Here is a 26,994-nt window from a genome sequence, read left to right as displayed (position 1 = left end):
GGGAAAACGACTGCGCCATAGGGCTAAATCGGATAAATCCACCGCGACGGACCGCACTACCGCGCCCGCGTTGACGTGCAATGCCTAAAATAGTAAAAATAGACCCAGCAGTCGAACCGGAGTGCTCGTGACGAATACCATTTCAGACCCGGCCAGCGATCCGTCAGAACGGGAATTCGGACCCAGCGGCATCGCGCTGTCGACGTACCGGTTCCCGACGGGATGGTTCATCGTCGCATTCGCAAACGAGCTGGCCGCCGGTGACGTCAAACGCATGCACTACTTCGGTGAGGAGCTGGTGCTGTTCCGCACCGCGTCCGGCAAGGTGCATGTGCTGGACGCCTATTGTCAGCACCTCGGCGCCAACCTCGGCGTAGGCGGCACGGTGGAAGGTGAAGAAATCGTCTGCCCCTGGCATGGCTGGCACTGGCGTGGCGACGGCACTAACGCGCTGATTCCGTATAGCAAGATCGGCTGCAAGACCAACGTCCGCATCCGCACCTACCCGACGACCCAGTGGTACGGGTTCATCCTGGCCTGGCACGAACGCCACGGCCGGGCGCCGTACTGGCAACCGCCGGTGCTGCCCGAGCTGGAGACCAACGAGTACTACCCGCTGCATCCGCACACCCAGATGCTGAACCGGGTCAAAGTGCACCCGCAGATGATCATCGAGAACGCCGCTGACCCGTACCACGTGCAATACGTGCACAAGGCCGCCAATCCGGCCAACACCGCCTCGTTCGAGGTCTCGGGCTACCACCTGCACGCAACGGTCAACGCCAATTTCGGTGGCGGCAGGGCGAAGACGTGGTTGACCCCGAACGGTCCGGTCGACGCGAAGATCATCTACGACAACTACTCGCTGGGACTGGGAATCGTCCGCTTCCCAAGCGATCTGGTGGCCACCGTCCAGGTCACCGGACAGACGCCGGTCGACGAGGACTACACCGACTACTTCTACACCCAGGCTTCGATTCGCGAGCCCGGCGACACCGGCGACGTACCCGCGGGCCGTGCCGCCAAGTTCCTGGCACTGCAGCAAGAGGTCATCAAACAGGACTTCTTCACGTGGGAGAACATGAAATACCTGGAGAAGCCGAACCTGGCGCCCGAAGAGGCGCGCGACTATGCGGCCCTGCGTCGCTGGGCGCACCGCTTCTACCCGGGTGAGCAACCGTCGCCCAACGACTTCGGCTACACCGCGGAGGGCGACCCAGACCCAGCCGCCGCGGGAGCGTGATGAGCGGGCCCTTGGGTCCTTCCGATTTCGGCGTTGATCGTTTCACCGTGCCGGCCGTCCTGGATCGCCGAGCCGAGCAGCATCCCGATCGGGTGATGATGTCGGTTGCCGGCACCGAGATCACCTTCGAGCAGATGTGGCGACGGTCGTGCGGGGCGGCCAACGTGCTGGCCGATCTCGGTGTTGGCCGGGGCGATGGTGTCGCATTGTTCACCGCGACCTGCCCGGAATGGATCTATTTCTGGCTGGGTGCGGCACGGATCGGCGCGGTGAGCGCAGCGGTGAACGCGGCGAACAGGGGCGACTTCCTCTGGCACAACCTTCGGTTGTCTCAGGCCAAGGTGATCGTCACCGACGCGGAGCGACGCACTCGTGTCGAGGAGGTCGTCGACCGGTTGCATCCAGTGAGAATTGTTGCGGTGGAGGATGTTTCGCTCAACGGTGGTCTTATGTGTGAGCCTGCCCCGATGGATGCCGGGGAGATAGGCGCGTTGTTTTTCACCTCGGGCACCACCGGGCCGTCGAAAGCCGTTGCCACGTCGTGGCATTACCTGTTCACCGTCGCCGCGACCGTCGCTTCGGCCTGGGAATTCGGCCCGGGGGAGGTGTTGTGGACCGCGATGCCGTTGTTCCACCTGAGCGCGGCGCCCAGCGTGCTGGCGCCGATGTTGGTCGGCGGAACCACCGTGCTGGCGGCCGCTTTTCATCCCAACGAGGTGTGGGACGATGTGCGCGGCCACGGTGCCGTCGGCTTCGCCGGTGCCGGCGCGATGGTGTCGATGCTGCAGAACCTGCCCGCGGATTCGCGTGACGTGCGATTGCCGTTGCGGTTCATATCCGCCGCACCCATCGACGCGAATTCCTACCACGCGATCGAAAAGCGTTACGGCTGCCGCATCGTCACGATGTATGGGATGACCGAGGCGTTTCCCCTCGCGGTCAAAGGCGTTGCCGACGAGGGCGTTCCCGGAACATCGGGACAACCCAATCCGAATTTCGACGTGCGCATCGTCGACAAGGAAGGCGCTGAGCTACCGGCCGGCGCGGTCGGGGAGATCATCTGCCGGCCCAGGTATCCGCATGTAATGAGCGAAGGATACGTGGGTCGCGATTTGCAGGTGGAGGCCCACGAAGAGTGGTTTCCCACCGGCGATCTGGGCAAGCTCGACAGCCACCAAAACCTGACCTACGTCGACCGCGTGAAGGATTCGCTGCGCCGGCGTGGTGAGAACGTTTCTTCGGTGGAAGTCGAGACCGTCGCCATGGACTATCCGGCGGTAGCCGAAGCCGCCGCGGTCGGAGTACCGAGCGAGTTGGGTGAGGACGACATCCTGCTAATCGTGACGTTGCGCCCCGGGGCTGCTTTGGATTTCGCGGAGTTGCTTGACCATTGCGCTGCCCGCATGCCCTACTTCTGCGTGCCCAGATTCGTCGAGACGGTTGGTGAACTCCCGAAGAACGGCATCGGACGGATACGTAAAGACCTCCTGCGGGCTCGGGGTTTAGGCCCGGGTGCCTGGGATCGTGAAAGCCACGGATACATCGTGAGCCGGTGAGCTAGTGTTTCGTCAGGTCCACGGGAGGCTGGTGAGCAAATATGACCATGACCTATCAGGAGCAGCAGATGCTGCAGGCCGCGACGGGCCGTGCTGCCATCCTAGACCTGACCGCGCGGCACAATCGCGCCTACTCCGACGGCGACCGTGACGCTTGGGTCGCTACCTTCCGTCATTCCGGTGCCAGCTATACCCGTGATGGCGAGACGTTCACCGAGCTGCGCGCGGCCTTCGACGGCGGTGACGGACAACGGCTGGTCAGCCTCGATCACGAAATCCACGTCGATGGGGTCAACGCGATCCAGCGCTGTGTCGTCGTGCTGTTCGCCGCCGTGAATGGCCAGGCGACGCTGCGGGCCACCGGGACCGTTCAGGATCGGTTGGTCTACGAGCGTGGTGGATGGTACTTCACTTCCCGTGTGCTCGAATGGGATTCGGTGCCCAACCGGCACCGGCTCGTCATGTAAGCGTGAGCTACCAACTGACCTTCGGTACCTACCAGGACGCGCTGGCAATGGTCGGCGCGGCGAGTGAACCGCGGACCGCGGCGACGGCGGTCAGCGCCGCGCGCATCCAATTGTTCGCCGCGATGGTCCGTGACGACAATCGTTCGTATTGGGACCCCGAGTACGCCCGGCAACGATGGGGGGGTTTGCTGGCTCCGCCGGCGCTGCTCATGGGATGGTTGGTGCCTCCGCCGTGGCAGCCTGAGGGGAGGGCACCGGCGACCTCGCTTGCGTTGCGAGTGCCGCTACCGGGTACCACGTTCATCAATGCGGCAAACGATGTCGAGTTCCTGCTGCCCATCGTCGAAGGCGATCGGCTCACCGTTGTCGAAGAGCTGGTGTCGGTATCGCCGGAAAAGCAGACGCGACTTGGCGTCGGTCATTTCATTCAGACGCTGGAGACCTATCGTCGCCAGGACGGCGCGGTCGTGGCCATCAACCGAAATACCTTGTTCCGCTTCACTCCTGGAGCGCCCACATGATTCGTCCGGATCTGGATTGGAACACGATCAGCGTTCCCGTCGACCTGCCGGAGGTCGTCGACGAGATCACCTATCAGCGGGTGGTGGAGAACGCCGGGGCAACCTGGGACTATTTCCCCGGACACTTTGATCCGGTTTACGCCCAAAGCCAGGGAAACCCGACCATTTTCGTCAACACCATGCACCTTGCCGGATTCGCCGATCGGGTCGCGACCGACTGGGCGGGTCCGGGCGCTCGTGTGGTGCGCCGCTCGATGCGGCTGATCGGCTCGATCTACGCCGGCGACACGATGGTCGGTCGCGGGCGCGCGGTGGCCAAGCGATGTGATACCTCGGTCGACCCGCCGCGCTATCTTGTCGACATCCAGGTCGAGGTGACCAACCAGCACGGCGCACTGTGCTGTCCGGTCGAGATCACCCTGCAGCTGCCGGAGAACCCTTGAGCTCCGGCATCTTTCCGTTGCACACCACCGCCTGCAACTCGACATACTCAGCGAGACCCTCCGGCCCGAACTCGCGCCCGATGCCCGAATGCTTGAAGCCACCGAACGGGCTGCTGATGTCGAGCTGGTACATGTTGATGCCGTAGGTGCCGGTGCGGACGCGGGCGGCGATCTCGAGGCCGTGGGCGGTATCGGCGGTCCATACCGAGCCGGCCAAACCATAGTCGCTGTCGTTGGCGATCCGGATGGCGTCGTCCTCGTCCTGGTAGGTCAGGACGGTCAATACCGGGCCGAAGATTTCTTCTCGAGCGATACGCATTTGGTTGGTCGCGTCGGTGAACAACGTTGGTCGCACATACCAGCCGCGCTTCGCCGGACTATCCTGGCCGCCGAGCACGACTCGGGCCCCTTCTTTCTGGCCGGACCGGATGTAGTCCTGGACCCGATGCTGTTGTCGTTGTGCGACAAGGGGTCCGATGTCGGTCTGCTCGTCGGTGGGATCTCCGACTCGCAGGTTCGACATCATGGTGGCCAGCGCGTCGACAATCTCATCGTGGCGGCGTTCGCTGACCAGGATGCGGGTTTGCGCGACGCAGGCTTGGCCGTTGTTCATCAGACTGGCGTTCTGCAACCCCGCGACGGTCTTGTCGACGTCGGCATCGTCGAGGATGATCGCTGCCGACTTACCACCCAATTCCAAGCTCACTCTTTTGAGTTGCTCGCCGCACAGGGTGGCGATACGGCGTCCGACAGCGCTGGAACCGGTGAACGCGATCTTGTCGACGCCGGGATGGCGCACCAGTGCCTCGCCGACCGACGCCCCGCCGGTGACTACCGATACCACCCCTTCGGGCAGATCAAGTTGCTCGATCATCTCGGCCAACCACAAAGAGTCCAAAGGTGTTTCGGGTGCCGGCTTGACGACAACGGTGCAGCCGGCGATGAGGGCGGGGATCAGCTTGGGGATCAGCACGCATTGCGGAACGTTCCACGGCACGATCGCCCCGACCACGCCCACCGGAGCCCGACGCAGGTGCGCCTCGCCGAGCACGCCCTGCCGGCGTTCCACCCACGGAAAGCCGCGGGCGGCCGCCAGCGCCAAATGCATCATGGTCGCCGCTCCGGCCGCCTGGCCACGCCTGCTGAAGCTGCGCGGCGAACCCATTTGCGCGGTGATCAGGTCGGCCATCTCGTCGAGGTGTCGTGCGTAAATCGCGGTCAGCTCTTCGACCTTGCGTACCCGCTCGCCGGGCTCTAGCCGCGGCCAGGGACCATGGTCGAAGGCCTGCCGTGCAGCAGCCACCGCTGCATCGACATCGTCGGGTCCGGCCGCCGGGACTTGGCCGATCGGTTCTTCGGAGTGTGGGGAAATCACGCTGAGCCGCTCCGGCGTGGCGGGTTTACGCCAGCGCCCCCCGATAAACAGTTCGTCATAGGAGCGATGGCGGGGAGCTTCCGTCACGACCGTAACTTTACTATTGCTGCTAACATAGCAAAATAGCCGGATTCGAGGCCCCTGATGAACAGCGATTGGCGCGATTACCCCTTCCAGCTGGTGCCCGGTGATAGCTGGCTGGAGTTTCCCGCCGCCGAGGGCGCACACCCGGACCAGGAGTCGGACACCTGGTTCATCGCGGGCCAACTTGACGCACCCGAGAGCGGCCGGTCATTCGCGTTCCTGACGATCTTCAACAAGAACCGGCCCGGGGGATCGGTGGTCGCCGATTTCTATACGCTGGCGCTGTTCGATCTGGACGCCGGCGACTACGGCACCTATACCGATTACGACATGCCCCCGGCCAGCATGGAACCGGGTGCGAAGCCCAAGTTCTCAGCCGCCGTCGGGCATCTTCGCCTCGAATACGAGAGCGGTGCCGGCACGGCATCGTGGTCTACCTGCCGCGCCGATGACGGCGAATTGCTGCCTTACAGCTACCGCGTGAGCCTGCCAGGTACGGACCAGACCGGTCGGCCCATGCGGCTGGACCTGGCCGTGACGCCGACTCGCGCCCCGACGCCGGTGGGGGCGTCCACCTATAACGGCAAGATCGCCTGCTTTGGTCAGGCCGACACGTACTCCTACTTCCAGACCGGGATGACAATGACCGGGACGCTGCGCTGGGGCGTGGTGTCCGAACAGGTTTCCGGCGCCGCGGGGCATGTCGACCGGCAGTGGTTTCCGAAGTATGCCGGCGGTGGGGGCGGCGGCGGCGACCCGCGGGCGAGGTCCCACGAATGGCGCACGATCAATTTCGACAATGGCGTGGACATGAGTGTCTGGCGGCAGTTCGACCGACGCAACGGTAATGCGCTGCAACCGTTTACCGGTGTGACGACGAGCTATCCCGACTCCGCACGGGCAGCGGAGTGCGCCGAAGACCTCGAGGTTACAGTCAGCAGCTACGTCCGGTGGCCGAATTCGATACGGCCCCTTATCCCGCCGCCTGCGCAGGCTCGCTACCTACCTGATCGTCACCGGATCACCTGCACCACACTGGGATTGGATATTGTCGGGGAGCCGCTGGTGCCCGTGCCCGCACATCGGTTGCCCATTGAATACATGGAGGGCCCATACCGTTACCACGGAATGCTCGCGGGGGAGCAGGTGAGTGCCTTCGCGTTCAATGAGCGCTCGCTGGCGCTGTACCGGGACTGGGAGCTGGTCGACGTGCTGGCCGCCGTTATCGCGAACCTCGAGTCCGAACTGCGCGGGACGATGGATCAGCTTGTGCCGCTGGTAAACTCGGGACACCGCCGCGAGGCGATTGAGTTGTTGACGAAGATGCGCCCCGGACAGGATGACAACATCGGTGTCATTATCGACGATCTGATCTTGGCGCTATCACCTGATCCCAGGTGATGTGGCGGTGCTGCAGTCCGGGTTCGTTGCGGCCGAACACAAGTCGGTCGCGAGCGCCGGACTCGAGGTTGGCCTGTAACGCCTCAGCCAGCCGGTAGTCCTCGTCGCGCACCGTGGCATGCGCGTACTCGAAGACGGCTTGAGCGCCGGCGGCTACGGATTCGTCGGAAAGGTCCAACGGGGTGGAGTTTTGGTGAACGGTGATAGACCTGCCGGGGTGTGCGCCCGGATAGATCCGGAACAGCTCGCCGTTGGCGATCGTCACCGATAGCACGATGTTGGGGAACAGCGCGTAGATCACGACCATGTTGTGGAACGGGTCCCACTGATCCTCGGGAACGTTGTCGAGCTCCAGGATTGCGTTGAGTGGGAAGATCAACCGGTGATGGGGTCCGTACGAGTCGAACACTGTGCAGTTGCTACGGGCGATGGTGGCAAAGGTCTGCCGGTGCACGGTGGCGAAATGGTAGTTTTCCGCGAAGGTATCGACCGCGAGCTTCCAATTGATGGCGGACTCGAGCACCTTTTCGCCCAGTGGCGACCACCGCCCGATGCCCCACGAGTCGAGCTCGTCGGCCAGGTCTCCCAGGTGGGCTGCGACATCCAGCGTGGTGCCGGGATCTAGCGCCACCCAAAGGAATCCGGCGAATTCGGCAGCCGGAAGCTCGGTCAAACCGTCGGACTTCAACGTCACCTCGGGAAAGCCCTCGCGGCCGGGCAGGCCGACCAACCGCCCGGTGTTGTCGTAGGTCCACGCGTGGTATGGGCAGCTGAACCGCCTGGCGGTCCCGCACCCCGTCACTACCTGGGATTGTCGATGCAGGCAGACATTGTTGAACGCCTTGACCGAGCCGTCAGCTGTCCTAGTCAGCAGGATGGATCGACCCATCACCGTCTTGGTGCAATACGTGCCTGGGCCGGGCAGCTCCGAGACGTAGCCAACCAGTTGTGGGCTGGCCATCAGCATTGCTTTGTCGGTGTCGTGTCGCTCCAGCGAGGTGTATTCGCGTGCGTCGACCGTGTGCTGCTGCGGCGCGAGGTCGGTGGTCTTGTCGCGCGCGAGTTTCAAAGCCCGCCGGGTGAGGTCGATGAGCTGATCGTGATCCATCTGAACCCCCGTCGCACTGAGCGCTCACCGTAACTTCATTAACTTTATAGTGACAATAATAATTCGGCGACATCGGCGCCTAGCGCCAGCCGAGGTAACCGAGCAACTGCGGGTATTGCTCTGCGATCAAGCGGACACGGTGATCGCTGTCGAGATGATGCAGGTAATCGGCGGTGGCGGTGTCGGCGGGAAAAAACGACTCGATGGCCAGGCTTTCTACGGAGATGTCGAGCGGGCTGCCAAACGTCGCGATGGTGTTGACGAACCGCAGTTCGGCACCGTCAAGCGTGGCCATCCGAAACGGCACGTACAGCTCGCCGGTCTGCTCAATGTCGTCGGGCCGCTTAGGCGCAGGATAACTAGCGAGTTCCTCGTAGAGACGGCGGATATCCGGTGCAGCAGTGGCGTCGGCGTGTCGGCGTACTCGGCCCAGGATCGCGGCGTGCACCTCGGCGTAGTTGAGCAACCGCTGCGACAGTCCCTTTGGGTGTAGGCACAACCTCATAACGTTGATCGGAGGTTGGAGCAGCTCTCGATCAACGCCTTCGGCTAGCACGACGCAGCCCACGTTTCCGGCAACGAGGTTCCAGCAGGCATCGGTGACGACGGCCGGATACGGGGCATGCCCGGCCAGAACCGAGTCGACGGCCGCCCTCACCGGACGCATCCTGTCGGCGTCTAACGTGTGCTCACCGAAAACGGGTGCGTAGCCACCGGCGAGCAGCAGCCGGTTGCGTGCACTCAGCGGAAGATCCAGTGACTCACCGATGCGCAGCAGCATCGCCCGACTGGCGTTGGCCCTGCCCGTCTCGACGAAGCTGAGATGCCGAGGCGAGACACCTACCTGATGGGCGAGTTCCAACTGGCTCAAACGCCGACGAGTGCGCCACTCGCGCACCGCAATACCCGCGGACATCTTTCCGAACCTAACGCCGTTGCCCGGACTTAAACCCAATACCGTTCAGTTAAGGTTACATGGGTGTAGTTTATGACCTATGCCTCGTGCGGGTTGGCGGAAGCCTGAGTCGGATCGCCGGTTGTCAGATTTGGTGTCGGTGGGGGTGCTGACGCGGGTGTTTCCCGCAACGGTGGTGGATGAGGTGATCGAGCAGGCCGGTCGCACTCAGCAGCGGCATCGGTCGTTGCCGGCGCGGGTGATGGCGTATTTCGCGATCGCGATGGGCCTGTATTCAGAGGGCTCGTATGAGGATGTGTTGGCCCAGCTCACTGATGGTTTGGCGTGGGCGTCGGGGTGGCGTGAAGAGTATCGACTGCCGGGTAAGTCGGCGATCTTTCAGGCTCGTGAGCGGCTGGGATCGGCCCCGTTGGCCAGCTTGTTTTCCCGGGTAGCCCGCCCGTTAGCCGGACCGCAAACCCCAGGGGCTTGGCTGGCCGAGCGGCGGCTGGTGGCCATCGACGGCAGCTGTCTGGATGTGGCCGACACCCCAGCCAACGACGAGTACTTCAGTCGTCCGGGGGCCGGCGGCAGGGGTGAGAAGGCCGCATTTCCGCAGGCCCGGATCCTGGGGCTGGCCGAGTGTGCCACGCATGCGGTCTTCGCCGCAACGATCGGTGGTTACCGTGACTCGGAGGCCAAACTCGCCGAAAAGCTGCTGGATGCTCTCACGCCGGACATGCTGCTGCTGGCTGATCGCGGGTTCTTCTCGTATGCCTTGTGGCGCAAAGCCCTTGCGACCGGAGCCGACCTGTTGTGGCGAGTACGCACCGACGCCTACGCGCCACAACCGGTGCATGTGCAGGATCTTGCTGACGGCTCGTGGCTAGCGCATCTGCAGTCCAGCGCTGACCGTCGCAGCGAGCCGATGCTGGCACGAGTCATCGACTACACCATCGACGACGGACGCGAAAACTCCACCAGCTACCGGCTATTCACCACGCTGACCGATCCCGAACAGGCCCCCGCCGTCGAGTTGGCCGCCGCCTACGCCCAGCGCTGGGAAATCGAAAACACCTTCGACGAACTCAAAACCCATCAACGCGGACCCCAGGTGGTACTGCGCTCGAAGTCCCCTGATCTTGTCCTACAAGAGATTTGGGGACATCTGTGCTGTCACTACGCCATTCGTACCCTGATGGCCCAGGCCGCCGAACACGCCGGCGAGGACCCCGACCGGGTCAGTTTCACCGCCGCGCTGCGCATCACCCGCCAATCCGTCGCCCAACAGGGCGCATTTCCCCCCTGAGGACCCCCAAGCCGCCGATCAGCACTGGTGGGCCTTCCTGCGCCGCCTGCTCGACCGACTCAACCCCGCCAGGCGCCGACGATCCGCACCACGGGTGATCAAACGCAAAATGTCCAAATGGCACGTCAAACGCGCAACTCACGCTCACTGGCCCCAACCCCAACGCCCACCAGACGTCACGACTCTCCGCCTTAACTGAACGGTATTGGTTTTAACCCGGCTTAACTTCAATACCGTTCAGTTAAGGTTACATGGGTGTAGTTTATGACCTATGCCTCGTGCGGGTTGGCGGAAGCCTGAGTCGGATCGCCGGTTGTCAGATTTGGTGTCGGTGGGGGTGCTGACGCGGGTGTTTCCCGCAACGGTGGTGGATGAGGTGATCGAGCAGGCCGGTCGCACTCAGCAGCGGCATCGGTCGTTGCCTGCGCGGGTGATGGCGTATTTCGCGATCGCGATGGGCCTGTATTCAGAGGGCTCGTATGAGGATGTGTTGGCCCAGCTCACTGATGGTTTGGCGTGGGCGTCGGGGTGGCGTGAAGAGTATCGACTGCCGGGTAAGTCGGCGATCTTTCAGGCTCGTGAGCGGCTGGGATCGGCCCTGTTGGCCAGCTTGTTTTCCCGGGTAGCCCGCCCGTTAGCCGGACCGCAAACCCCAGGGGCTTGGCTGGCCGAGCGGCGGCTGGTGGCCATCGACGGCAGCTGTCTGGATGTGGCCGACACCCCAGCCAACGACGAGTACTTCAGTCGTCCGGGGGCCGGCGGCAGGGGTGAGAAGGCCGCATTTCCGCAGGCCCGGATCCTGGGGCTGGCCGAGTGTGCCACGCATGCGGTCTTCGCCGCAACGATCGGTGGTTACCGTGACTCGGAGGCCAAACTCGCCGAAAAGCTGCTGGATGCTCTCACGCCGGACATGCTGCTGCTGGCTGATCGCGGGTTCTTCTCGTATGCCTTGTGGCGCAAAGCCCTTGCGACCGGAGCCGACCTGTTGTGGCGAGTACGCACCGACGCCTACGCGCCACAACCGGTGCATGTGCAGGATCTTGCTGACGGCTCGTGGCTAGCGCATCTGCAGTCCAGCGCTGACCGTCGCAGCGAGCCGATGCTGGCACGAGTCATCGACTACACCATCGACGACGGACGCGAAAACTCCACCAGCTACCGGCTATTCACCACGCTGACCGATCCCGAACAGGCCCCCGCCGTCGAGTTGGCCGCCGCCTACGCCCAGCGCTGGGAAATCGAAAACACCTTCGACGAACTCAAAACCCATCAACGCGGACCCCAGGTGGTACTGCGCTCGAAGTCCCCTGATCTTGTCCTACAAGAGATTTGGGGACATCTGTGCTGTCACTACGCCATTCGTACCCTGATGGCCCAGGCCGCCGAACACGCCGGCGAGGACCCCGACCGGGTCAGTTTCACCGCCGCGCTGCGCATCACCCGCCAATCCGTCGCCCAACAGGGTGCATTTCCCCCCTGAGGACCCCCAAGCCGCCGATCAGCACTGGTGGGCCTTCCTGCGCCGCCTGCTCGACCGACTCAACCCCGCCAGGCGCCGACGATCCGCACCACGGGTGATCAAACGCAAAATGTCCAAATGGCACGTCAAACGCGCAACTCACGCTCACTGGCCCCAACCCCAACGCCCACCAGACGTCACGACTCTCCGTCTTAACTGAACGGTATTGGACTTAAACCACTACCTCGAAGGTAATCGACATGCTTACTTCGACGGCTAAGACTGGGTTGATGAGCACAACACCACCGCAGCCCAAAGTCCTGCGCCGCGCCTTTGCCGCAGCGGCAATCGGACGAATCCTGCTGGGCGCCATCGCATTTGCTTCCCCTCGCTCCCAGACCCGCATGAACGGCGTGCCGGACCACATGCTGTCCACCGAGCTGAAGTACTTGATTCGCATATTCGGGGCCCGTGCCCTGGCCCTTGGCATTGGCTATCTCGGCAGCGACGAAGCCAACCGTCGGCGGTGGCAACGGATCGGACTCATGGTCGACGCGCTGGACAACCTCAACGCTCTAATGGAAATGCGAAACCTCAAGCGCGGCGATCCCCGGGTCTGCTCACTGCTGAGCCTGATCGCGGTGACTGGTCCCTACGCGGCGCTGGGAGCAGTGGGTGCGATTCAGGCCCAACTAGCGCGCGGCAGGGGAAACCACAGCGGAATTGAGATCGCCGAGGGTCAGCTCGTTGTGGAGGGCTAGGCTGGCGTCGTGGGTAGCTTCCGCTTCGTACTGATACGCGATCGCCGCTCTTAGCGGCGGTCCGGTGCATCACATCGCTCCGCCGCTCAGCTAGGTCAGCCGGGCGGCCGTTATTCGCGCCCGGAAGATTCGACATCCGCGGAGCGAACCCATGCCCACCTATAGTGGCGGCCGTCATGAACACGGCCAGAACTTTTTGACCGACACCACAACAATCAACAAGATCGTCAAGTTGGTCCGTCGTACCGAGGGGCCGATCGTTGAGATAGGGCCCGGGCGTGGGGCTCTCACGTTCGACTTGCAAGAACTCGGGCGGCCGCTCACCGTTGTCGAGATCGATCAACGGCAGGCGCGATGGCTGTCTGTCCAGCTACGCCGCGGCGTACATGTGGTCAACGACGACTTCCTGAACTGGCAGCTACCGGACACGCCGCACGTCGTGGTAGGGAGCCTGCTGTTTCACCAGACGACAGCGATGATGCGCAAGCTGCTTCATGCGGGTAGATGGACGGATGCAATTCTGCTGGTGCAGTGGGAGGTGGCTCGACGCCGCGCCGGCGTCGGCGGAGCCACGATGATGACGGCGCAATGGTGGCCGTGGATCACCTTCAGACTCGAAGCGCGGGTCCCGGCAACGGCTTTCAAACCGCGACCTTCTGTCGACGCGGGACTGCTTACCATGTCGCGTCGTCGCAATGCGCTGGTTGATCCACGGCTTGGCAACCGGTACAGAGCCTTTGTGCATGCCGCTTTCACCGGCAAGGGTCGTGGGCTTCCATCGATTCTTGCCAGACTCTGCGAGCGTGGGAGACACCGGACGGTCGAGGAATGGCTCGTCAGGGAGAACATCAAGAAGGGGACGCTCCCGAAGGACCTATCAGCACAGCAGTGGGCGGAGTTGTTCTCGCTCGCCACGCCGCGCGGCCAGGGCCCCGCGGCTGCGCAGCGATGACACCTGCTGGCTTGTGATCGTTGCGGCAACGTGATGCATATGTGACTGCAGGTGTCAATGTGTTAGATGGTGTTTGTGTCATACCCTGTGACATGTGTCGGTCTCGCGCCGTGACGTGCTCAAATTCGCTGCGGCGACCCCGGGTCTGCTAGGTCTCGGCGTCGCGGCGGCGTCGTTGCGCGCCGCACCGGTATCGGCGGGTTCGCTCGGCACCTTGTTGGATTATGCGGCCGGAGTCATTCCCGCCAGCCAGATCAGGGCCGCCGGCGCCGTCGGGGCGATCCGGTACGTGTCCGACCGGCGGCCGGGCGGCGCCTGGATGCTCGGCAAGCCGATCCAACTCACCGAGGCGCGCGACCTGGCCGGAAGCGGGCTCAAGATCGTTTCTTGCTATCAGTACGGCAAGGGAAGTACCTCTGACTGGCTGGGCGGAGCCGCCGCCGGGGTGCAGCACGCTAAGCGCGGTGCGGAGTTGCACGCCGCGGCCGGAGGTCCAGCCAGCGCTCCGATATATGCGTCTATCGACGACAATCCGTCCTACGACCAGTACAAGAACCAAATCGTTCCGTATCTGCGGTCATGGGAGTCGGTCATCGGACACCAGCGCACTGGTGTGTACGCCAACTCAAAGACGATCGATTGGGCCGTGAAGGACGGCCTGGGCGCGTACTTCTGGCAGCACAACTGGGGTTCGCCCAAGGGGTACACCCATCCGGCCGCCCATTTGCACCAGGTCGAGATCGATAAGCGCAAGGTCGGCGGGGTGGGAGTCGACATCAACGAAATTTTGAAGCCCCAATTTGGACAGTGGGCTTAAGTTTTCCGCTCCGCTAGCCCGGCGACGGCGAGCGCCGGAACGGCGCGAGTGAGGAGCCGGGCCATCAGGCTTGCCCGGCGACGGCGAGCGCCGGAACGGCGCGAGTGAGGAGCCGGGCCATCAGGCTTGCCCGGCGACGGCGAGCGCCGGAACGGCGCGAGTGAGGAACCGGGCCATCAGGCTTGCCCGGCGACGGCGAGCGCCGGAACGGCGCGAGTGAGGAACCGGGCCATCAGGCTTGGTTCCGGCGCCTGCCCCTCCAGCAAACACCCGTTCGCTCGCCGAGCCGCCTCGCCGGCGCCCGCGAAACCGCGATGCCTCGGGCGGCGCGGCTTCACGCGGCCGCCGCAGCACGAATTTTTCACATAACGATTTGGTAACAATACTGCCTTGATCAGCGCAGTTATACTACTCGACCGTAACCACCTGCATGCAGGACGTTTGTTCGGCAGACTCGCGCCGCCGGTTCAACCGGGTGTTACCCGCGACACGGTTACCCGTGCGTAGAACTCGCCAGTAACCGATCCGCGTAAAAAAGGTGGACCAATCCTTATGAGACTCTTATATGGGCCGATGCAGTCGTCGGCGCCGCTCGACCCACGAGCCGGCTCCCGACAGCACATCGGTCAGTCGATGTTCGGCTGCGATTCGATGTGGAATCGATGAGGCCCAGCCGCGGGGTGTCCGACCCGGCCGAACGAACCGATACGTACAGACGCATATAGAGGCATACAGGGAGATAAGACGTGACGATCCACGAGCACGACCGGGTGTCTGCTGACCGCGAGGAAAATGGCCCGCACGGCTCCCACGCTCTGGTCGACCGTCTGACGGCTGGCGAGCCGTATGCTGCCGCCTTCGGTGGCCAGGGCAGCGCGTGGCTAGAGACCCTTGAAGAGCTCGTCTCCGCGGCCGGGATCGAATCTGAATTGGCCACGTTGGTCGGTGAAGCGGAGTTGCTGCTCGAGCCGGTGGCACGAGAGCTGGTCGTGGTGCGTCCGATTGGCTTCGAGCCGTTGCAGTGGGTGCGTGCACTGGCCGCCGAAGATATGGTCCCGTCGGACAAGCACCTCACGTCATCCGCGGTGTCGCAGCCCGGCGTCCTGCTTACCCAGATGGCGGCCATCCGCGCCCTGGCACGCCAGGGCATGGACCTCATTGCCACCCCGCCGGTGGCGCTGGCGGGACACTCGCAGGGTGTGCTGGCGGTCGAGGCGGTCAAGGCGGCCGGTGCGCGTGATGTGGAGCTATTGGCTCTGGCCCAGCTGCTCGGTGCGGCCGGAACGCTGGTGGCTCGCCGACGCGGAATTTCCATCCTCGGCGATCGTCCGCCGATGGTGTCGGTCACCAATGCCGACCCGGAGCGGATCGGGCGGCTGCTCGACGAATTCGCCCAGGATGTGCGCACGGTGTTGCCGCCGGTGTTGTCGATCCGCAATGGCCGGCGGTCGGTCGTCATCACCGGTACTCCCGAGCAGTTGTCGCGTTTCGAGCTGTACTGCCGGCAGATCTCGGAGAAGGAAGAGGCCGACCGCAAGAACAAGGTCCGCGGCGGCGACGTCTTCGCGCCGGCCTTCGACCCGGTGAAGGTCGAGGTGGGCTTCCACACGCCGCGGCTGGCCGACGGCATTGACATTGTTGGCGGCTGGGCCGAGAAGGTCGGCATCGACGCCACGTTGGCCCGCGAGTTGGCCGACTCCATCTTGGTCGGCACGGTCGACTGGGTAGCTGAGGTCACCCGGGTCCATGAAGCGGGCGCGCGCTGGATCCTCGATCTGGGTCCCGGCGACATCCTGACCCGACTGACGGCGCCGGTAATCCGCGGCCTCGGTATCGGCATCGTTCCCGCGGCGACCCGCGGCGGGCAGCGCAACCTCTTTACCGTCGGGGCCATCCCCGAGGTGGCCCGACCTTGGTCGAGCTACGCCCCTACCGTCGTTCGCCTGCCCGACGGCCGCGTCAAGCTTTCGACGAAGTTCACCCGCCTGACCGGCCGGTCGCCCATCCTGCTCGCCGGGATGACGCCGACCACCGTCGACGCCAAGATCGTTGCCGCCGCGGCCAATGCCGGGCACTGGGCCGAGTTGGCCGGTGGCGGACAGGTGACCGAGGAGATTTTCGCCAACCGCATCGAGGAGCTGTCCGGGCTGCTCGAGCCCGGCCGCACCTATCAATTCAATGCGCTGTTCCTGGATCCCTACCTGTGGAAGCTCCAGGTCGGTGGGAAGCGGCTGGTGCAGAAGGCCCGTCAGTCCGGCGCGGCGATCGATGGCGTTGTGATCAGCGCCGGCATCCCGGATCTCGAAGAAGCCGTCGAGCTGATCGACGAGCTCAACGACATCGGCATCAGCCACGTGGTATTCAAGCCCGGAACCGTCGAGCAGATTCGTTCGGTGATCCGCATCGCGACCGAGGTGCCCACCAAGCCGGTGATCATGCACGTCGAAGGCGGGCGCGCCGGTGGGCACCATTCCTGGGAAGATCTCGACGACCTGCTGCTGGCCACCTACTCGGAGTTGCGCTCGCGCGCCAACATCACCGTCTGCGTCGGCGGCGGAATCGGCACCCCGGAGCGGGCCGCCGAATACCTGTCGGGTCGCTGGGCGCTGGCCTACGGCTTCCCCCTGATGCCTATCGACGGCATCCTGGTCGGCACCGCTGCGATGGCGACGCTGGAGTCCACGACGTCGCCCTCGGTGAAGCGGATGCTGGTCGAGACCCAAGGCACCGATCAATGGATCAGCGCCGGAAAAGCCCAGGGCGGCATGGCTTCCAGCCGCAGCCAGCTCGGCGCCGACATCCACGAGATCGACAACACCGCATCCCGGTGTGGCCGGCTGCTGGACGAGGTTGCCGGCGACGCCGAGGCGGTCGCGGAGCGTCGCGACGAGATCATCGCCGCGATGGCCGACACCGCCAAGCCGTACTTCGGCGACGTCGGTGAGATGACCTACCTGCAGTGGCTGCAGCGCTACGTCGAGTTGACCATTGGCGACGGTAATTCCACCGCAGATACGGCTGCGCCGGGCAGCCCGTGGCTGGCCGATACCTGGCGCGACCGGTTCGAGCAGATGTTGCAGCGCGCCGAAGCTCGTTTACACGCCGAGGATTTCGGCGCCATCGAGACGCTATTTGGCGACCCCGCGCTGCTGGAGAATCCGCGGCAGGCCATCGCCACTCTGCTCGCGCACTACCCAGACGCCGAAACCGTGCAACTGCATCCCGCGGATGTGCCCTTCTTCGTCACGTTGTGCAAGACGCTGGGCAAGCCGGTCAACTTCGTGCCGATCATCGACAAGGATGTGCGGCGCTGGTGGCGCAGCGACTCGCTGTGGCAGGCGCATGACGCCCGCTACGACGCCGACCAGGTGTGCATCATTCCGGGCACCGCGTCGGTCGCCGGCATCACCCGAATGGATGAGCCCGTCGGTGAATTGCTGGACCGCTTCGAGCAAGTCGCCATCGAGGAGGTGCTCGGCGCCGGTGCCGAACCGAAGGACGTCACCTCGCGCCGGCTGGGTCGCCGCGATGTCAGCGGACCACTGGCGGTCGTGCTCGATGCGCCCGATGTGCTGTGGGCCGGTCGCACCGCGATCAACCCGGTTCATCGAATCGCCGATGCCACCGAGTGGCAAGTACACGATGGCCCCGAAAACCCCCGTGCCACCCACTCGTCCACCGGATCTCGGTTACAGACCGACCGCGACGACGTCGTTTTGAGCGTGCCGGTGTCCGGCACATGGATCGACATCCGATTCACGTTGCCCGCCAATACCGTTGACGGCGGGATGCCGGTGGTTTCGGCGGCCGACGCCGCCACCGCGATGCGCTCGGTGCTCGCCATCGCCGCCGGTGTGGACGGGCCGGCTTCGCTGCCCCCGGTCAAGGATGGGACGGCCACCCTGGCGGTGAACTGGGATCCCGAGCGGGTCGCCGACCACACCGGGGTTACCGCTACCTTCGGCGAGCCGTTGGCGCCCAGCCTCACCACCGTGCCGGATGCGCTCGTCGGTCCTTGCTGGCCCGCGGTTTTCGCGGCGATCGGCTCCGCTGTCACCGACGCCGGTGTGCCCGTCCTGGAGGGCCTGCTGAGCCTGGTCCACCTGGACCACGCCGCCCATGTGGTCGGCAAGTTGCCGACCGACCCGACCCAATTGACCGTCGTCGCAACGGCTTCGGCGGCCACCGACACGGATATGGGTCGCGTCGTGCCGGTCTCGGTCACGGTTACCGGGCCCGACGGTGCGGTAATCGCGACCCTCGACGAGCGGTTCGCGATCCTCGGGCGCACCGGTACCGCCGAACTCGCCGACCCGGTCCGGGCCGGCGGTGCGGTGTCCGAGAACGCCACCGACACCCCGCGTCGTCGCCGGCGCGATGTCACGCTTGCCGCACCGGTCGACATGCGGCCGTTCGCGGTGGTGTCCGGCGACCACAACCCTATTCACACCGACCGGGCCGCCGCCCTGCTGGCCGGTTTGGCGGGGCCTGACGGTGGAGGTGGGCCGATCGTGCACGGCATGTGGCTGTCGGCCGCAGCGCAGCACGCGGTGACCGCCACCGACGGGCAAGCTCGTCCGCCGGCCCGGCTCGTCGGTTGGACCGCGCGGTTCCTGGGCATGGTGCGTCCGGGCGACGAGGTGGACTTCCGCGTCGAGCGCGTCGGAATCGACCAGGGTGCAGAGGTTTTGGAGGTAGCCGCACGCATCGGGTCGGATCTGGTGATGTCGGCGTCGGCACGCCTGGCCGCGCCCAAGACGGTCTACGCGTTCCCCGGTCAGGGTATCCAGCACAAGGGCATGGGTATGGACGTCCGTGCCCGCTCCAAGGCGGCCCGCAAGGTGTGGGACAAGGCAGACAAGTTCACCCGTGACACGCTTGGTTTCTCGGTGCTACATGTGGTGCGCGACAACCCGACCAGCATCATCGCCAGCGGCGTGCACTACCACCATCCCGATGGCGTGCTCTATCTGACGCAGTTCACCCAGGTCGCGATGGCAACGGTGGCCGCCGCTCAAGTTGCCGAGATGCGCGAGCAAGGTGCCTTCGTCGAGGGTGCCATCGCATGCGGCCATTCCGTCGGCGAGTACACGGCACTGGCTTGTGTTACCGGCATCTACGAGTTGGAAGCCTTGCTGGAGACGGTGTTTCACCGTGGGTCGAAGATGCACGACATCGTGCCGCGCGACGAGTTGGGTCGCTCAAACTACCGGTTGGCGGCGATTCGGCCCTCCCAGATCGACCTTCCGGACGACGAAGTGCCCGAGTTCGTCGCCGGGATCGCCGAAAGTACCGGTGAATTCCTGGAGATCGTGAACTTCAACCTGCGTGGCTCGCAATACGCGATCGCCGGCACGGTCCGCGGTCTCGAGGCGCTGGAAGCCGAGGTAGAGCGGCGCCGTGAGCTCACCGGCGGTCGGCGCTCGTTCATCCTGGTGCCCGGCATCGACGTTCCGTTCCACTCGCGGGTGTTGCGGGTCGGGGTGGCGGAGTTCCGCCGATCGCTGGAGCGGGTCATGCCGCGCGACAAAGATCCCGACGTCATCATCGGGCGCTACATCCCCAACCTGGTGCCGCGACCATTCACCCTGGACCGGGACTTCATTCAGGAAATCCGCGACCTGGTGCCCGCCGAGCCGCTCGACGAGATCCTCGCCGACTACGACACCTGGCTTGCCGAACGCCGGAACGAGATGGCGCGCGTTGTGTTGATCGAGCTGTTGGCGTGGCAGTTCGCCAGCCCGGTGCGTTGGATCGAAACCCAGGACCTGCTTTTCATCGAGGAGGCGGCCGGCGGCCTGGGGGTGGAGCGGTTCGTCGAGATCGGCGTGAAGTCGTCGCCGACCGTAGCCGGTCTTGCGACCAACACCCTCAAGCTTCCCGAATATGCCCACAGCACAGTGGAAGTGCTCAACGCCGAGCGCGACGCCGCGGTGCTCTTCGCCACCGACAACGACCCCGAGCCGGAGCCGGAGGACGAAGAACCCGTCGTCGAGGCGGCAGCGTCGGAAGCTGCTCCGGACGCCGCCCCGCCCCCCCCGGCGCCCGCTGCTGCGCCGTCAGGAGGCCCGCGCCCCGACGACATTGCGTTCGACGCGGCCGATGCCACCGTGGCGCTGATTGCGATTTCAGCCAAGATGCGCATCGATCAGATCGAGGAGCTGGACTCGATCGAATCCATTACCGACGGTGCGTCGTCGCGGCGCAACCAGCTACTGGTGGACCTCGGTTCCGAGCTGAACCTCGGTGCCATCGATGGCGCCGCCGAGGCCGATTTGGCCGGACTGCGGTCGCAGGTCACCAAACTGGCGCGCACCTACAAGCCTTATGGCCCAGTGCTTTCCGACGCGATCAATGATCAGCTGCGCACGGTTCTCGGGCCGTCGGGCAGGCGTCCCGCCGCCATTGCGGAGCGGGTCAAGAAGACCTGGGAACTCGGCGATGGTTGGGCCAAGCACGTCACCGTCGAAGTCGCGCTGGGAACCCGCGAGGGCACCAGCATTCGCGGTGGCGCCATGGGCCACCTACACGAGGGCGCATTGGCCGACGCCGGCTCGGTCGACAAGGTCATCGACGCCGCGGTGGCTTCCGTCGCGGCGCGCCGCGGCATTTCGGTGGCGCTGCCGTCCGCCGGTGGTGGTGGCGGCGCGACCGTCGACGCTGCCGCACTGAGCGAATTCACCGATCAGATCACCGGCCGCGACGGCGTGCTCGCCTCGGCCGCTCGGCTCGTCCTGGGCCAGCTCGGGCTGGACGACCCCATCAGTGCCCCGACTGGCCTCTCTAAGGCGACCGATGCCGAACTCATCGACTTGGTCACCGCCGAATTGGGCGCGGACTGGCCACGTTTGGTGGCGCCCGTGTTCGACGGCAAGAAGGCCGTCGTCTTCGACGACCGCTGGGCCAGCGCCCGCGAGGACCTGGTCAAGTTGTGGCTGACCGACGAGGGCGACATTGACGCCGACTGGATGCGGCTGTCGGAGCGTTTCGAGGGGGCCGGTCACGTCGTCGCGACTCAGGCCACTTGGTGGCAGGGCAAGTCGCTGGCCGTGGGCCGTCAAATCCACGCGTCGCTGTACGGCCGCATCGCGGCGGGCGCCGAGAACCCGAACCCCGGCGCCAACAGCAGCGAAGTCGCTGTTGTGACAGGCGCTTCGAAGGGTTCGATCGCGGCTTCGGTGGTGGCGCGGTTGCTCGACGGCGGCGCCACCGTCATCGCGACCACCTCGAAACTCGATGATGAACGACTGGCCTTCTACCGCACCCTGTACCGCGACCACGCCCGCTACGGCGCGGCATTGTGGGTGGTCGCGGCCAACATGGCGTCGTACTCCGATATCGACGCGCTGGTCGAATGGGTCGGCACCGAACAGGTTGAAAGCCTTGGGCCGCAATCGATTCACATCAAGGATGCGCAGACGCCGACGCTGCTGTTCCCGTTTGCGGCGCCTCGGGTCGTTGGTGATCTCTCGGAGGCCGGTTCGCGTGCCGAGATGGAGATGAAGGTGCTGCTGTGGGCCGTGCAGCGGCTGATCGGTGGTCTGTCGACGATCGGCGCTGAGCGTGACATCGCGTCGCGTCTGCACGTGGTCCTACCCGGCTCGCCCAACCGCGGAATGTTCGGTGGCGACGGTGCTTACGGCGAGGCCAAGTCGGCGCTGGACGCGGTGGTGAGCCGCTGGCATGCGGAGTCATCGTGGGCGGCCCGAGTCAGTCTGGCGCACGCGCTGATTGGCTGGACCCGCGGCACCGGCCTGATGGGCCACAACGATGCCATCGTCAGCGCCGTTGAGGAAGCCGGCGTCACCACCTACTCAACGGACGAGATGGCGGCAATGCTGCTCGGGTTGTGCGATGTGGAGTCCAAGGTGGCCGCGGCCAGCTCGCCGATCACGGCGGACCTCACCGGCGGGCTCGGCGATGCCAACCTCGACATGGCCGAACTGGCCGCCAAGGCCCGCGAGGAGCATGCGGCGAAGGCCGCAGAAGACGGGGCCGAAGACGTTGCGGCCGAAGGGACGATCGCCGCGCTCCCGTCGCCGCCGCGTGGCTTCACCCCGGCACCGCCACCAGAATGGCATGACCTCGCCGTCGACCCCGCCGACCTGGTCGTGATCGTGGGCGGCGCCGAACTCGGCCCCTACGGATCGTCGCGCACCCGGTTCGAGATGGAGGTCGAGAACGAACTGTCGGCGGCCGGAGTATTGGAACTGGCCTGGACCACCGGCTTGATCCGCTGGGAAGACGACCCTCAACCGGGTTGGTACGACACCGAATCCGGCGATTTGATCGACGAGGCCGAGCTGGTCGAGCGCTACCACGACGCCGTGATAGAGCGCGTCGGCATTCGCGAGTTTGTTGATGACGGCGCGATCGATCCCGACCACGCCTCACCGTTGCTGGTGTCGGTATTCCTGGACAAGGACTTCGCCTTCGTGGTGTCGTCGGAGGCTGACGCGCGCGCCTTCGCCGAATTCGACCCCGAGCACACTGTCGTTCGACCGGTTCCCGACTCCACCGACTGGCAGGTAATCCGCAAGGCTGGCACCGAAATTCGCGTGCCCCGAAAGACGAAACTATCGCGGACCGTCGGCGCGCAGATCCCAACCGGATTCGACCCGACGGTATGGGGAATCAGCCCGGACATGGCGAGTTCCATCGACCGAGTGGCTCTGTGGAACATCGTCGCGACCGTCGACGCGTTCCTATCCGCGGGTTTCAGCCCGACCGAAGTGATGCGCTACGTGCACCCCAGTTTGGTGGCTAGCACGCAGGGCACCGGGATGGGCGGCATGACGTCGATGCAGACCATGTACCACGGCAATCTGTTGGGCCGGAACAAGCCGAACGACATCCTGCAGGAAGTTCTGCCGAATGTTGTTGCTGCGCACGTGGTTCAGTCCTACGTCGGGAGCTACGGCTCGATGATTCATCCGGTTGCGGCGTGCGCGACCGCGGCGGTTTCGGTGGAAGAGGGCGCCGACAAGATCCGCCTGGGCAAGGCCGAATTGGTGGTGACCGGCGGGCTGGATGACCTCACGCTGGAGGCCATCATCGGCTTCGGTGACATGGCGGCCACCGCCGACACGTCGATGATGCGTGGCAGGGGCATCCACGACTCGAAGTTCTCCCGGCCCAACGACCGGCGCCGCCTGGGCTTCGTAGAAGCTCAGGGTGGCGGAACCATCCTGCTGGCCCGCGGTGACCTGGCACTCAAGATGGGGCTGCCGGTACTCGCAGTGGTGGCCTACGCGCAATCCTTCGGCGACGGCGTGCACACCTCGATCCCGGCGCCCGGGCTGGGCGCACTCGGTGCGGGCCGCGGCGGCAAGGATTCGCGCCTGGCGCGTGCCTTGGCCAGGCTGGGCGTGGCCGCCGACGACATCGCGGTGATCTCGAAGCACGACACCTCAACGCTGGCCAACGATCCGAACGAGACCGAGCTTCATGAGCGGCTCGCCGATGCACTTGGCCGTTCGGAGGGCGCACCGCTGTTCGTCGTATCGCAGAAGAGCCTGACCGGTCATGCCAAAGGCGGTGCGGCGGTGTTCCAGATGATGGGGTTGTGCCAGATCCTGCGCGACGGGGTGATCCCGCCCAACCGCAGCCTGGATTGTGTCGACGACGAACTTGCCGGCTCCGCCCACTTCGTATGGGTGCGCGACACGTTGCGCCTGGGCGGGAAGTTCCCGCTCAAAGCCGGGTTGGTGACCAGTCTCGGGTTCGGCCATGTGTCCGGGCTGATCGCGTTGGTACACCCGCAGGCGTTCATCGCCTCGCTGGAGCCCGGCCAGCGCGCGGACTACCAGCGCCGTGCCGACGCACGACTGTTGGCCGGGCAGCGTCGTCTGGCTTCGGCCATTGCCGGTGGTCCGCCGATGTACGAGCGCCCCGCCGACCGCCGCTTCGACCACGATGCCGCGGAGAAGCCGCAGGAGGCGTCGATGCTGTTGAATCCGGCCGCGCGGCTGGGTGACGGTGAGGCCTACCAGGTCATCCGTTAACCTGGCCACCCATGGGCATCGTCGGAGTGGGGATCGACCTCGTCTCGATTCCCGATTTCGCCGAGCAGGTCGACCAGCCGGGAACTGCTTTCTCGGCGACGTTCACTCCTGGTGAGCGCCGCGACGCATCCGACAAGAGTTCGTCGGCGGCCCGTCATTTGGCGGCTCGGTGGGCGGCGAAAGAGGCGGTGATCAAGGCCTGGTCGGGGTCGCGCTTCGCCCAACGGCCGGTACTGCCGGAGGACATCCACCGCGATATCGAGGTGGTTACCGATATGTGGGGCCGACCGCGGGTCCGGCTCACCGGAGAGATTGCCAGGCATCTGGCCGATGTGACGATCCATGTGTCGCTGACCCATGAAGGGGATACCGCGGCCGCGGTGGCGATCCTAGAGACCACTTAGGTGGCGCGAGCAGACGCAAAAGCCCCCAATTTCGTGCCGAAATGGGGGCTTTTGCGTCTGCTCGCGCCCTAGTCGAGCCCGCGCGGCCAGCTTAGTAGCCTCGAACCTATGGCTGATCTGGTTGAGCGGGTGCGTGGCGTGTTGCCTTTGGTGCGGCGGGATCTCGAAGACTTGGTTCGGATCGAATCGGTGTGGGCCGACCCGGCTCGGCGCGACGAGGTCCACCGCAGCGCCCAGGCAGTCGCAGACCTGTTGTCGCAGGCTGGTTTTGGCGATGTCCGGATCGTCAGCGAGGGCGGCGCACCGGCCGTCATCGCGCAGTACCCGGCGCCACCGGGAGCGCCCACAGTGCTGCTGTATGCCCACCACGACGTACAGCCCGAAGGTGACCGTGCGCAATGGGCGTCGCCACCATTTGAGCCGACCGAACGCAACGGGCGGCTCTATGGCCGAGGCAGCGCTGACGACAAGGCAGGCATCGCAACGCATTTGGCCGCATTTCGGGCGCACGGCGGTCGGCCGCCGGTGGGCGTGACGGTGTTCGTCGAGGGCGAGGAAGAATCCGGATCGCCGTCGTTAGGCCGGTTGTTGGCCGCTCACCGTGAAGCGCTGGCCGCCGACGTCATTGTCATCGCCGACTCGGACAATTGGAGCCCCGACGTTCCGGCGCTGACGGTGTCGTTGCGTGGCTTTGCCGACTGTGTGGTCGAGGTCGCCACGCTCGATCATGGCCTGCATTCCGGCATATGGGGCGGCGTCGTTCCGGACGCACTGAGTGCGCTGGTGCGGTTGCTGGCCAGCTTGCATGACGATGACGGGAATGTTGCGGTAGCGGGCCTGCACGAGAGCATGGCTGCGGCTGTTGATTACCCGCCCGAACGGGTGCGCGCCGACTCTGGTCTGCTGGACGGGGTTTCGGAGATCGGCTCGGGTTCGGTGCCGCAGCGGTTGTGGGCGAAACCGGCGATAACGGTGATCGGCATCGACACCACATCGGTTGCGGCAGCGTCGAACACGCTGATCCCGCGGGCCCGGGCCAAAGTCAGTTTGCGGGTCGCACCCGGTGGCGACGCGGCCGCGCACCTGGATGCACTCGAAGCTCACCTGCAAAGGCACGCCCCGTGGGGTGCGCAGGTCACCGTCACGCGCGGCGATATTGGTCAGCCGTACGCGATCGAGGCAAGCGGCCCGGTCTACGACGCCGCCCGGGCGGCGTTTCGGCAGGCGTGGGGCGCTGATCCGATCGATATGGGGATGGGCGGATCGATCCCCTTCATCGCCGAGTTTGCCGCCGCGTTCCCGCAGGCGAAGATCCTTGTCACCGGGGTGGAGGATCCCGGAACGCAGGCGCACAGCATCGACGAAAGCCTGCACCTGGGTGTGCTGGAACGCGCTGCGACCGCTGAGGCGCTACTGCTGGACAGTCTCGGGGCTATACCGACAAATCGCGCCGAAGCTTAGCGACATGGCCGGTGGCTTTGACGTTGTACTGGGCAACGGCGATCTTGCCCTTTTCGTCGACGACGAAGGTGGATCGGATCACGCCTGTGACCGTCTTGCCGTACATCAGCTTCTCGCCGTAGGCGCCCCAGGCGGTGAGGACCTTGCGCTCAGCGTCGGACAGCAGCGGAAACGTCAGGCCCTCAGCATCGCGGAACTTGGCCAGCTTTTCCGGTTTGTCGGGGGAGATTCCGACGACGTCGAGGCCGGCGTCGTTGAGGACGTGCAGGTTGTCGCGAAAATCGCAGGCCTGCTTGGTGCATCCGGGCGTCGAGGCTGCCGGGTAGAAGTACACGACGACGCGGCGTCCCTTGTAGTCGGCCAACGACACCTTCTTGCCGTCGGCGTCGGGAAGGCTGAAGGCGGGGGCTTTGTCTCCAGGGGCTAGCCGGGCGGTCTCGGTCATTGCTCTAGGGTAGTGCGGGCAGGTGCAGCAGGCTCAGTTGGAGGACAGACACGTGGCGGACCGCGATCCCGACACCATCAAGCAGGAGATCGACCTCGCCCGCGACCAGCTGGCGGCCACCGTCGACTCACTTGCCGAGCGTGCCAACCCCCGCCGTCTGGCCGATGACCTCAAGGTCCGGGTGATCGAGTTTGTCAAGAAGCCCGCGGTGACGTTGTCCCTGGCCGGAGTAGGCGCCATCGTCGTCGTCGTAGTGGTGCACCGGGTCAGGAACCGCTAGATTTCACGG

19 protein-coding genes are annotated in these 26,994 nt (G+C 65.0%); 15 read left to right on the top strand and 4 right to left on the bottom strand.

Annotation, left to right across the window (positions count from 1 at the left end):
- Positions 1-121 precede the first annotated feature (121 nt).
- Genes AADZ78_RS18720 through AADZ78_RS18700 form a run of 5 tightly spaced genes read left to right on the top strand, consistent with a single transcriptional unit; the run spans position 122 to position 4,230 of the window.
- Positions 122-1,243, top strand: a complete 1,122-nt coding sequence (locus AADZ78_RS18720) for an aromatic ring-hydroxylating oxygenase subunit alpha (RefSeq protein ID WP_085250759.1) — start codon at positions 122-124, stop codon at positions 1,241-1,243.
- Positions 1,243-2,799, top strand: coding sequence for an AMP-binding protein (locus AADZ78_RS18715; protein WP_085250760.1), 1,557 nt, complete (start codon positions 1,243-1,245; stop codon positions 2,797-2,799). The genes AADZ78_RS18720 and AADZ78_RS18715 overlap by 1 nt, the downstream gene beginning before the upstream one ends.
- Positions 2,800-2,840: 41 nt before the next feature.
- Positions 2,841-3,266 (top strand): nuclear transport factor 2 family protein, encoded by a 426-nt coding sequence (locus AADZ78_RS18710; protein WP_085250761.1) that lies wholly within the window; start codon positions 2,841-2,843, stop codon positions 3,264-3,266.
- Between the two features lie 47 nt (positions 3,267-3,313).
- Positions 3,314-3,787 carry a MaoC family dehydratase gene (locus tag AADZ78_RS18705; protein WP_372510610.1) on the top strand — a complete coding sequence of 158 codons (474 nt, stop codon included), beginning with the start codon at positions 3,314-3,316 and terminating at the stop codon, positions 3,785-3,787.
- Positions 3,784-4,230 (top strand): MaoC family dehydratase, encoded by a 447-nt coding sequence (locus AADZ78_RS18700; RefSeq protein WP_085250763.1) that lies wholly within the window; start codon positions 3,784-3,786, stop codon positions 4,228-4,230. Before AADZ78_RS18705 ends, AADZ78_RS18700 begins: the two co-directional genes overlap by 4 nt.
- On the opposite strand, the gene AADZ78_RS18695 is transcribed toward AADZ78_RS18700, so the two are convergent.
- A complete protein-coding gene (locus tag AADZ78_RS18695; RefSeq protein ID WP_085250764.1) occupies positions 4,202-5,692 on the bottom strand; it encodes an aldehyde dehydrogenase in 1,491 nt (496 codons plus the stop codon). The two genes, AADZ78_RS18700 and AADZ78_RS18695, sit on opposite strands and share 29 nt — an antisense overlap.
- Positions 5,693-5,749: 57 nt before the next feature.
- On the opposite strand from AADZ78_RS18695, the gene AADZ78_RS18690 reads away from it, so the two are divergent.
- Entirely contained in the window at positions 5,750-7,090 is a 1,341-nt protein-coding gene (locus AADZ78_RS18690; protein ID WP_085250765.1) for a lipocalin-like domain-containing protein, read from the top strand.
- On the opposite strand, the gene AADZ78_RS18685 is transcribed toward AADZ78_RS18690, so the two are convergent.
- Both AADZ78_RS18685 and AADZ78_RS18680 read right to left on the bottom strand, forming a co-directional pair.
- Complete coding sequence (locus AADZ78_RS18685) at positions 7,047-8,198, bottom strand: aromatic ring-hydroxylating oxygenase subunit alpha (RefSeq protein WP_085250766.1); 1,152 nt, start codon at positions 8,196-8,198, stop codon at positions 7,047-7,049. The two genes, AADZ78_RS18690 and AADZ78_RS18685, sit on opposite strands and share 44 nt — an antisense overlap.
- 79 nt (positions 8,199-8,277) lie before the next feature.
- Complete coding sequence (locus AADZ78_RS18680; protein WP_085250767.1) at positions 8,278-9,114, bottom strand: helix-turn-helix domain-containing protein; 837 nt, start codon at positions 9,112-9,114, stop codon at positions 8,278-8,280.
- 79 nt (positions 9,115-9,193) lie between these two features.
- Here AADZ78_RS18680 and AADZ78_RS18675 point away from each other — a divergent pair, with 79 nt between their 5' ends.
- The 8 genes from AADZ78_RS18675 (at position 9,194) to AADZ78_RS18640 (ending at position 26,260) form a co-directional block, all read left to right on the top strand.
- The gene (locus tag AADZ78_RS18675) at positions 9,194-10,402 is read left to right on the top strand and encodes an IS4 family transposase (RefSeq protein WP_204080107.1); all 1,209 of its coding nucleotides are present in this window, start codon (positions 9,194-9,196) and stop codon (positions 10,400-10,402) included.
- 271 nt (positions 10,403-10,673) lie between these two features.
- The gene (locus AADZ78_RS18670) at positions 10,674-11,882 is read left to right on the top strand and encodes an IS4 family transposase (protein WP_204903364.1); all 1,209 of its coding nucleotides are present in this window, start codon (positions 10,674-10,676) and stop codon (positions 11,880-11,882) included.
- 269 nt (positions 11,883-12,151) lie between these two features.
- Entirely contained in the window at positions 12,152-12,622 is a 471-nt protein-coding gene (locus AADZ78_RS18665) for a hypothetical protein (RefSeq protein ID WP_239655094.1), read from the top strand.
- A 151-nt stretch (positions 12,623-12,773) separates the two neighbouring features.
- Positions 12,774-13,574 (top strand): 23S ribosomal RNA methyltransferase Erm, encoded by an 801-nt coding sequence (gene erm / locus AADZ78_RS18660; RefSeq protein WP_085253513.1) that lies wholly within the window; start codon positions 12,774-12,776, stop codon positions 13,572-13,574.
- 94 nt (positions 13,575-13,668) lie between these two features.
- Positions 13,669-14,391 carry a DUF1906 domain-containing protein gene (locus tag AADZ78_RS18655; protein WP_085253512.1) on the top strand — a complete coding sequence of 241 codons (723 nt, stop codon included), beginning with the start codon at positions 13,669-13,671 and terminating at the stop codon, positions 14,389-14,391.
- A gap of 746 nt (positions 14,392-15,137) precedes the next feature.
- Positions 15,138-24,395 carry a type I polyketide synthase gene (locus AADZ78_RS18650; RefSeq protein WP_085253511.1) on the top strand — a complete coding sequence of 3,086 codons (9,258 nt, stop codon included), beginning with the start codon at positions 15,138-15,140 and terminating at the stop codon, positions 24,393-24,395.
- An 11-nt stretch (positions 24,396-24,406) separates the two neighbouring features.
- A complete protein-coding gene (locus tag AADZ78_RS18645) occupies positions 24,407-24,799 on the top strand; it encodes a holo-ACP synthase (protein ID WP_085253510.1) in 393 nt (130 codons plus the stop codon).
- 108 nt (positions 24,800-24,907) lie between these two features.
- Positions 24,908-26,260, top strand: a complete 1,353-nt coding sequence (locus AADZ78_RS18640) for a dipeptidase (RefSeq protein ID WP_085253509.1) — start codon at positions 24,908-24,910, stop codon at positions 26,258-26,260.
- Here the strand turns inward: AADZ78_RS18640 and bcp are convergent.
- On the bottom strand, positions 26,232-26,705 hold the full coding sequence (bcp, locus tag AADZ78_RS18635) for a thioredoxin-dependent thiol peroxidase (protein WP_085253508.1): 474 nt from the start codon (positions 26,703-26,705) through the stop codon (positions 26,232-26,234). The genes AADZ78_RS18640 and bcp overlap by 29 nt on opposite strands.
- 52 nt (positions 26,706-26,757) lie before the next feature.
- On the opposite strand from bcp, the gene AADZ78_RS18630 reads away from it, so the two are divergent.
- Positions 26,758-26,985, top strand: a complete 228-nt coding sequence (locus AADZ78_RS18630) for a DUF3618 domain-containing protein (RefSeq protein ID WP_085253515.1) — start codon at positions 26,758-26,760, stop codon at positions 26,983-26,985.
- Positions 26,986-26,994 lie beyond the last annotated feature (9 nt).

This window comes from Mycobacterium riyadhense, assembly GCF_963853645.1.
In the GTDB taxonomy this organism is placed as follows: Bacteria; Actinomycetota; Actinomycetes; order Mycobacteriales; family Mycobacteriaceae; genus Mycobacterium; species Mycobacterium riyadhense.
Note: the sequence above shows the minus strand (reverse complement) of the source record. Positions and strands in the feature narration are given on the sequence as shown.

Coding starts and splice junctions, on each gene's coding strand:
- AADZ78_RS18715 (WP_085250760.1), top strand. CDS start 1,243: ATGAGCGGGCCCTTGGGTCCTTCCGATTTCGGCGTTGATCGTTTCACC.
- AADZ78_RS18710 (WP_085250761.1), top strand. CDS start 2,841: ATGACCATGACCTATCAGGAGCAGCAGATGCTGCAGGCCGCGACGGGC.
- AADZ78_RS18705 (WP_372510610.1), top strand. CDS start 3,314: ATGGTCGGCGCGGCGAGTGAACCGCGGACCGCGGCGACGGCGGTCAGC.
- AADZ78_RS18700 (WP_085250763.1), top strand. CDS start 3,784: ATGATTCGTCCGGATCTGGATTGGAACACGATCAGCGTTCCCGTCGAC.
- AADZ78_RS18690 (WP_085250765.1), top strand. CDS start 5,750: ATGAACAGCGATTGGCGCGATTACCCCTTCCAGCTGGTGCCCGGTGAT.
- AADZ78_RS18685 (WP_085250766.1), bottom strand. CDS start 8,198: ATGGATCACGATCAGCTCATCGACCTCACCCGGCGGGCTTTGAAACTC.
- AADZ78_RS18680 (WP_085250767.1), bottom strand. CDS start 9,114: ATGTCCGCGGGTATTGCGGTGCGCGAGTGGCGCACTCGTCGGCGTTTG.
- AADZ78_RS18675 (WP_204080107.1), top strand. CDS start 9,194: ATGCCTCGTGCGGGTTGGCGGAAGCCTGAGTCGGATCGCCGGTTGTCA.
- AADZ78_RS18670 (WP_204903364.1), top strand. CDS start 10,674: ATGCCTCGTGCGGGTTGGCGGAAGCCTGAGTCGGATCGCCGGTTGTCA.
- AADZ78_RS18665 (WP_239655094.1), top strand. CDS start 12,152: ATGAGCACAACACCACCGCAGCCCAAAGTCCTGCGCCGCGCCTTTGCC.
- erm (WP_085253513.1), top strand. CDS start 12,774: ATGCCCACCTATAGTGGCGGCCGTCATGAACACGGCCAGAACTTTTTG.
- AADZ78_RS18645 (WP_085253510.1), top strand. CDS start 24,407: ATGGGCATCGTCGGAGTGGGGATCGACCTCGTCTCGATTCCCGATTTC.
- AADZ78_RS18640 (WP_085253509.1), top strand. CDS start 24,908: ATGGCTGATCTGGTTGAGCGGGTGCGTGGCGTGTTGCCTTTGGTGCGG.
- bcp (WP_085253508.1), bottom strand. CDS start 26,705: ATGACCGAGACCGCCCGGCTAGCCCCTGGAGACAAAGCCCCCGCCTTC.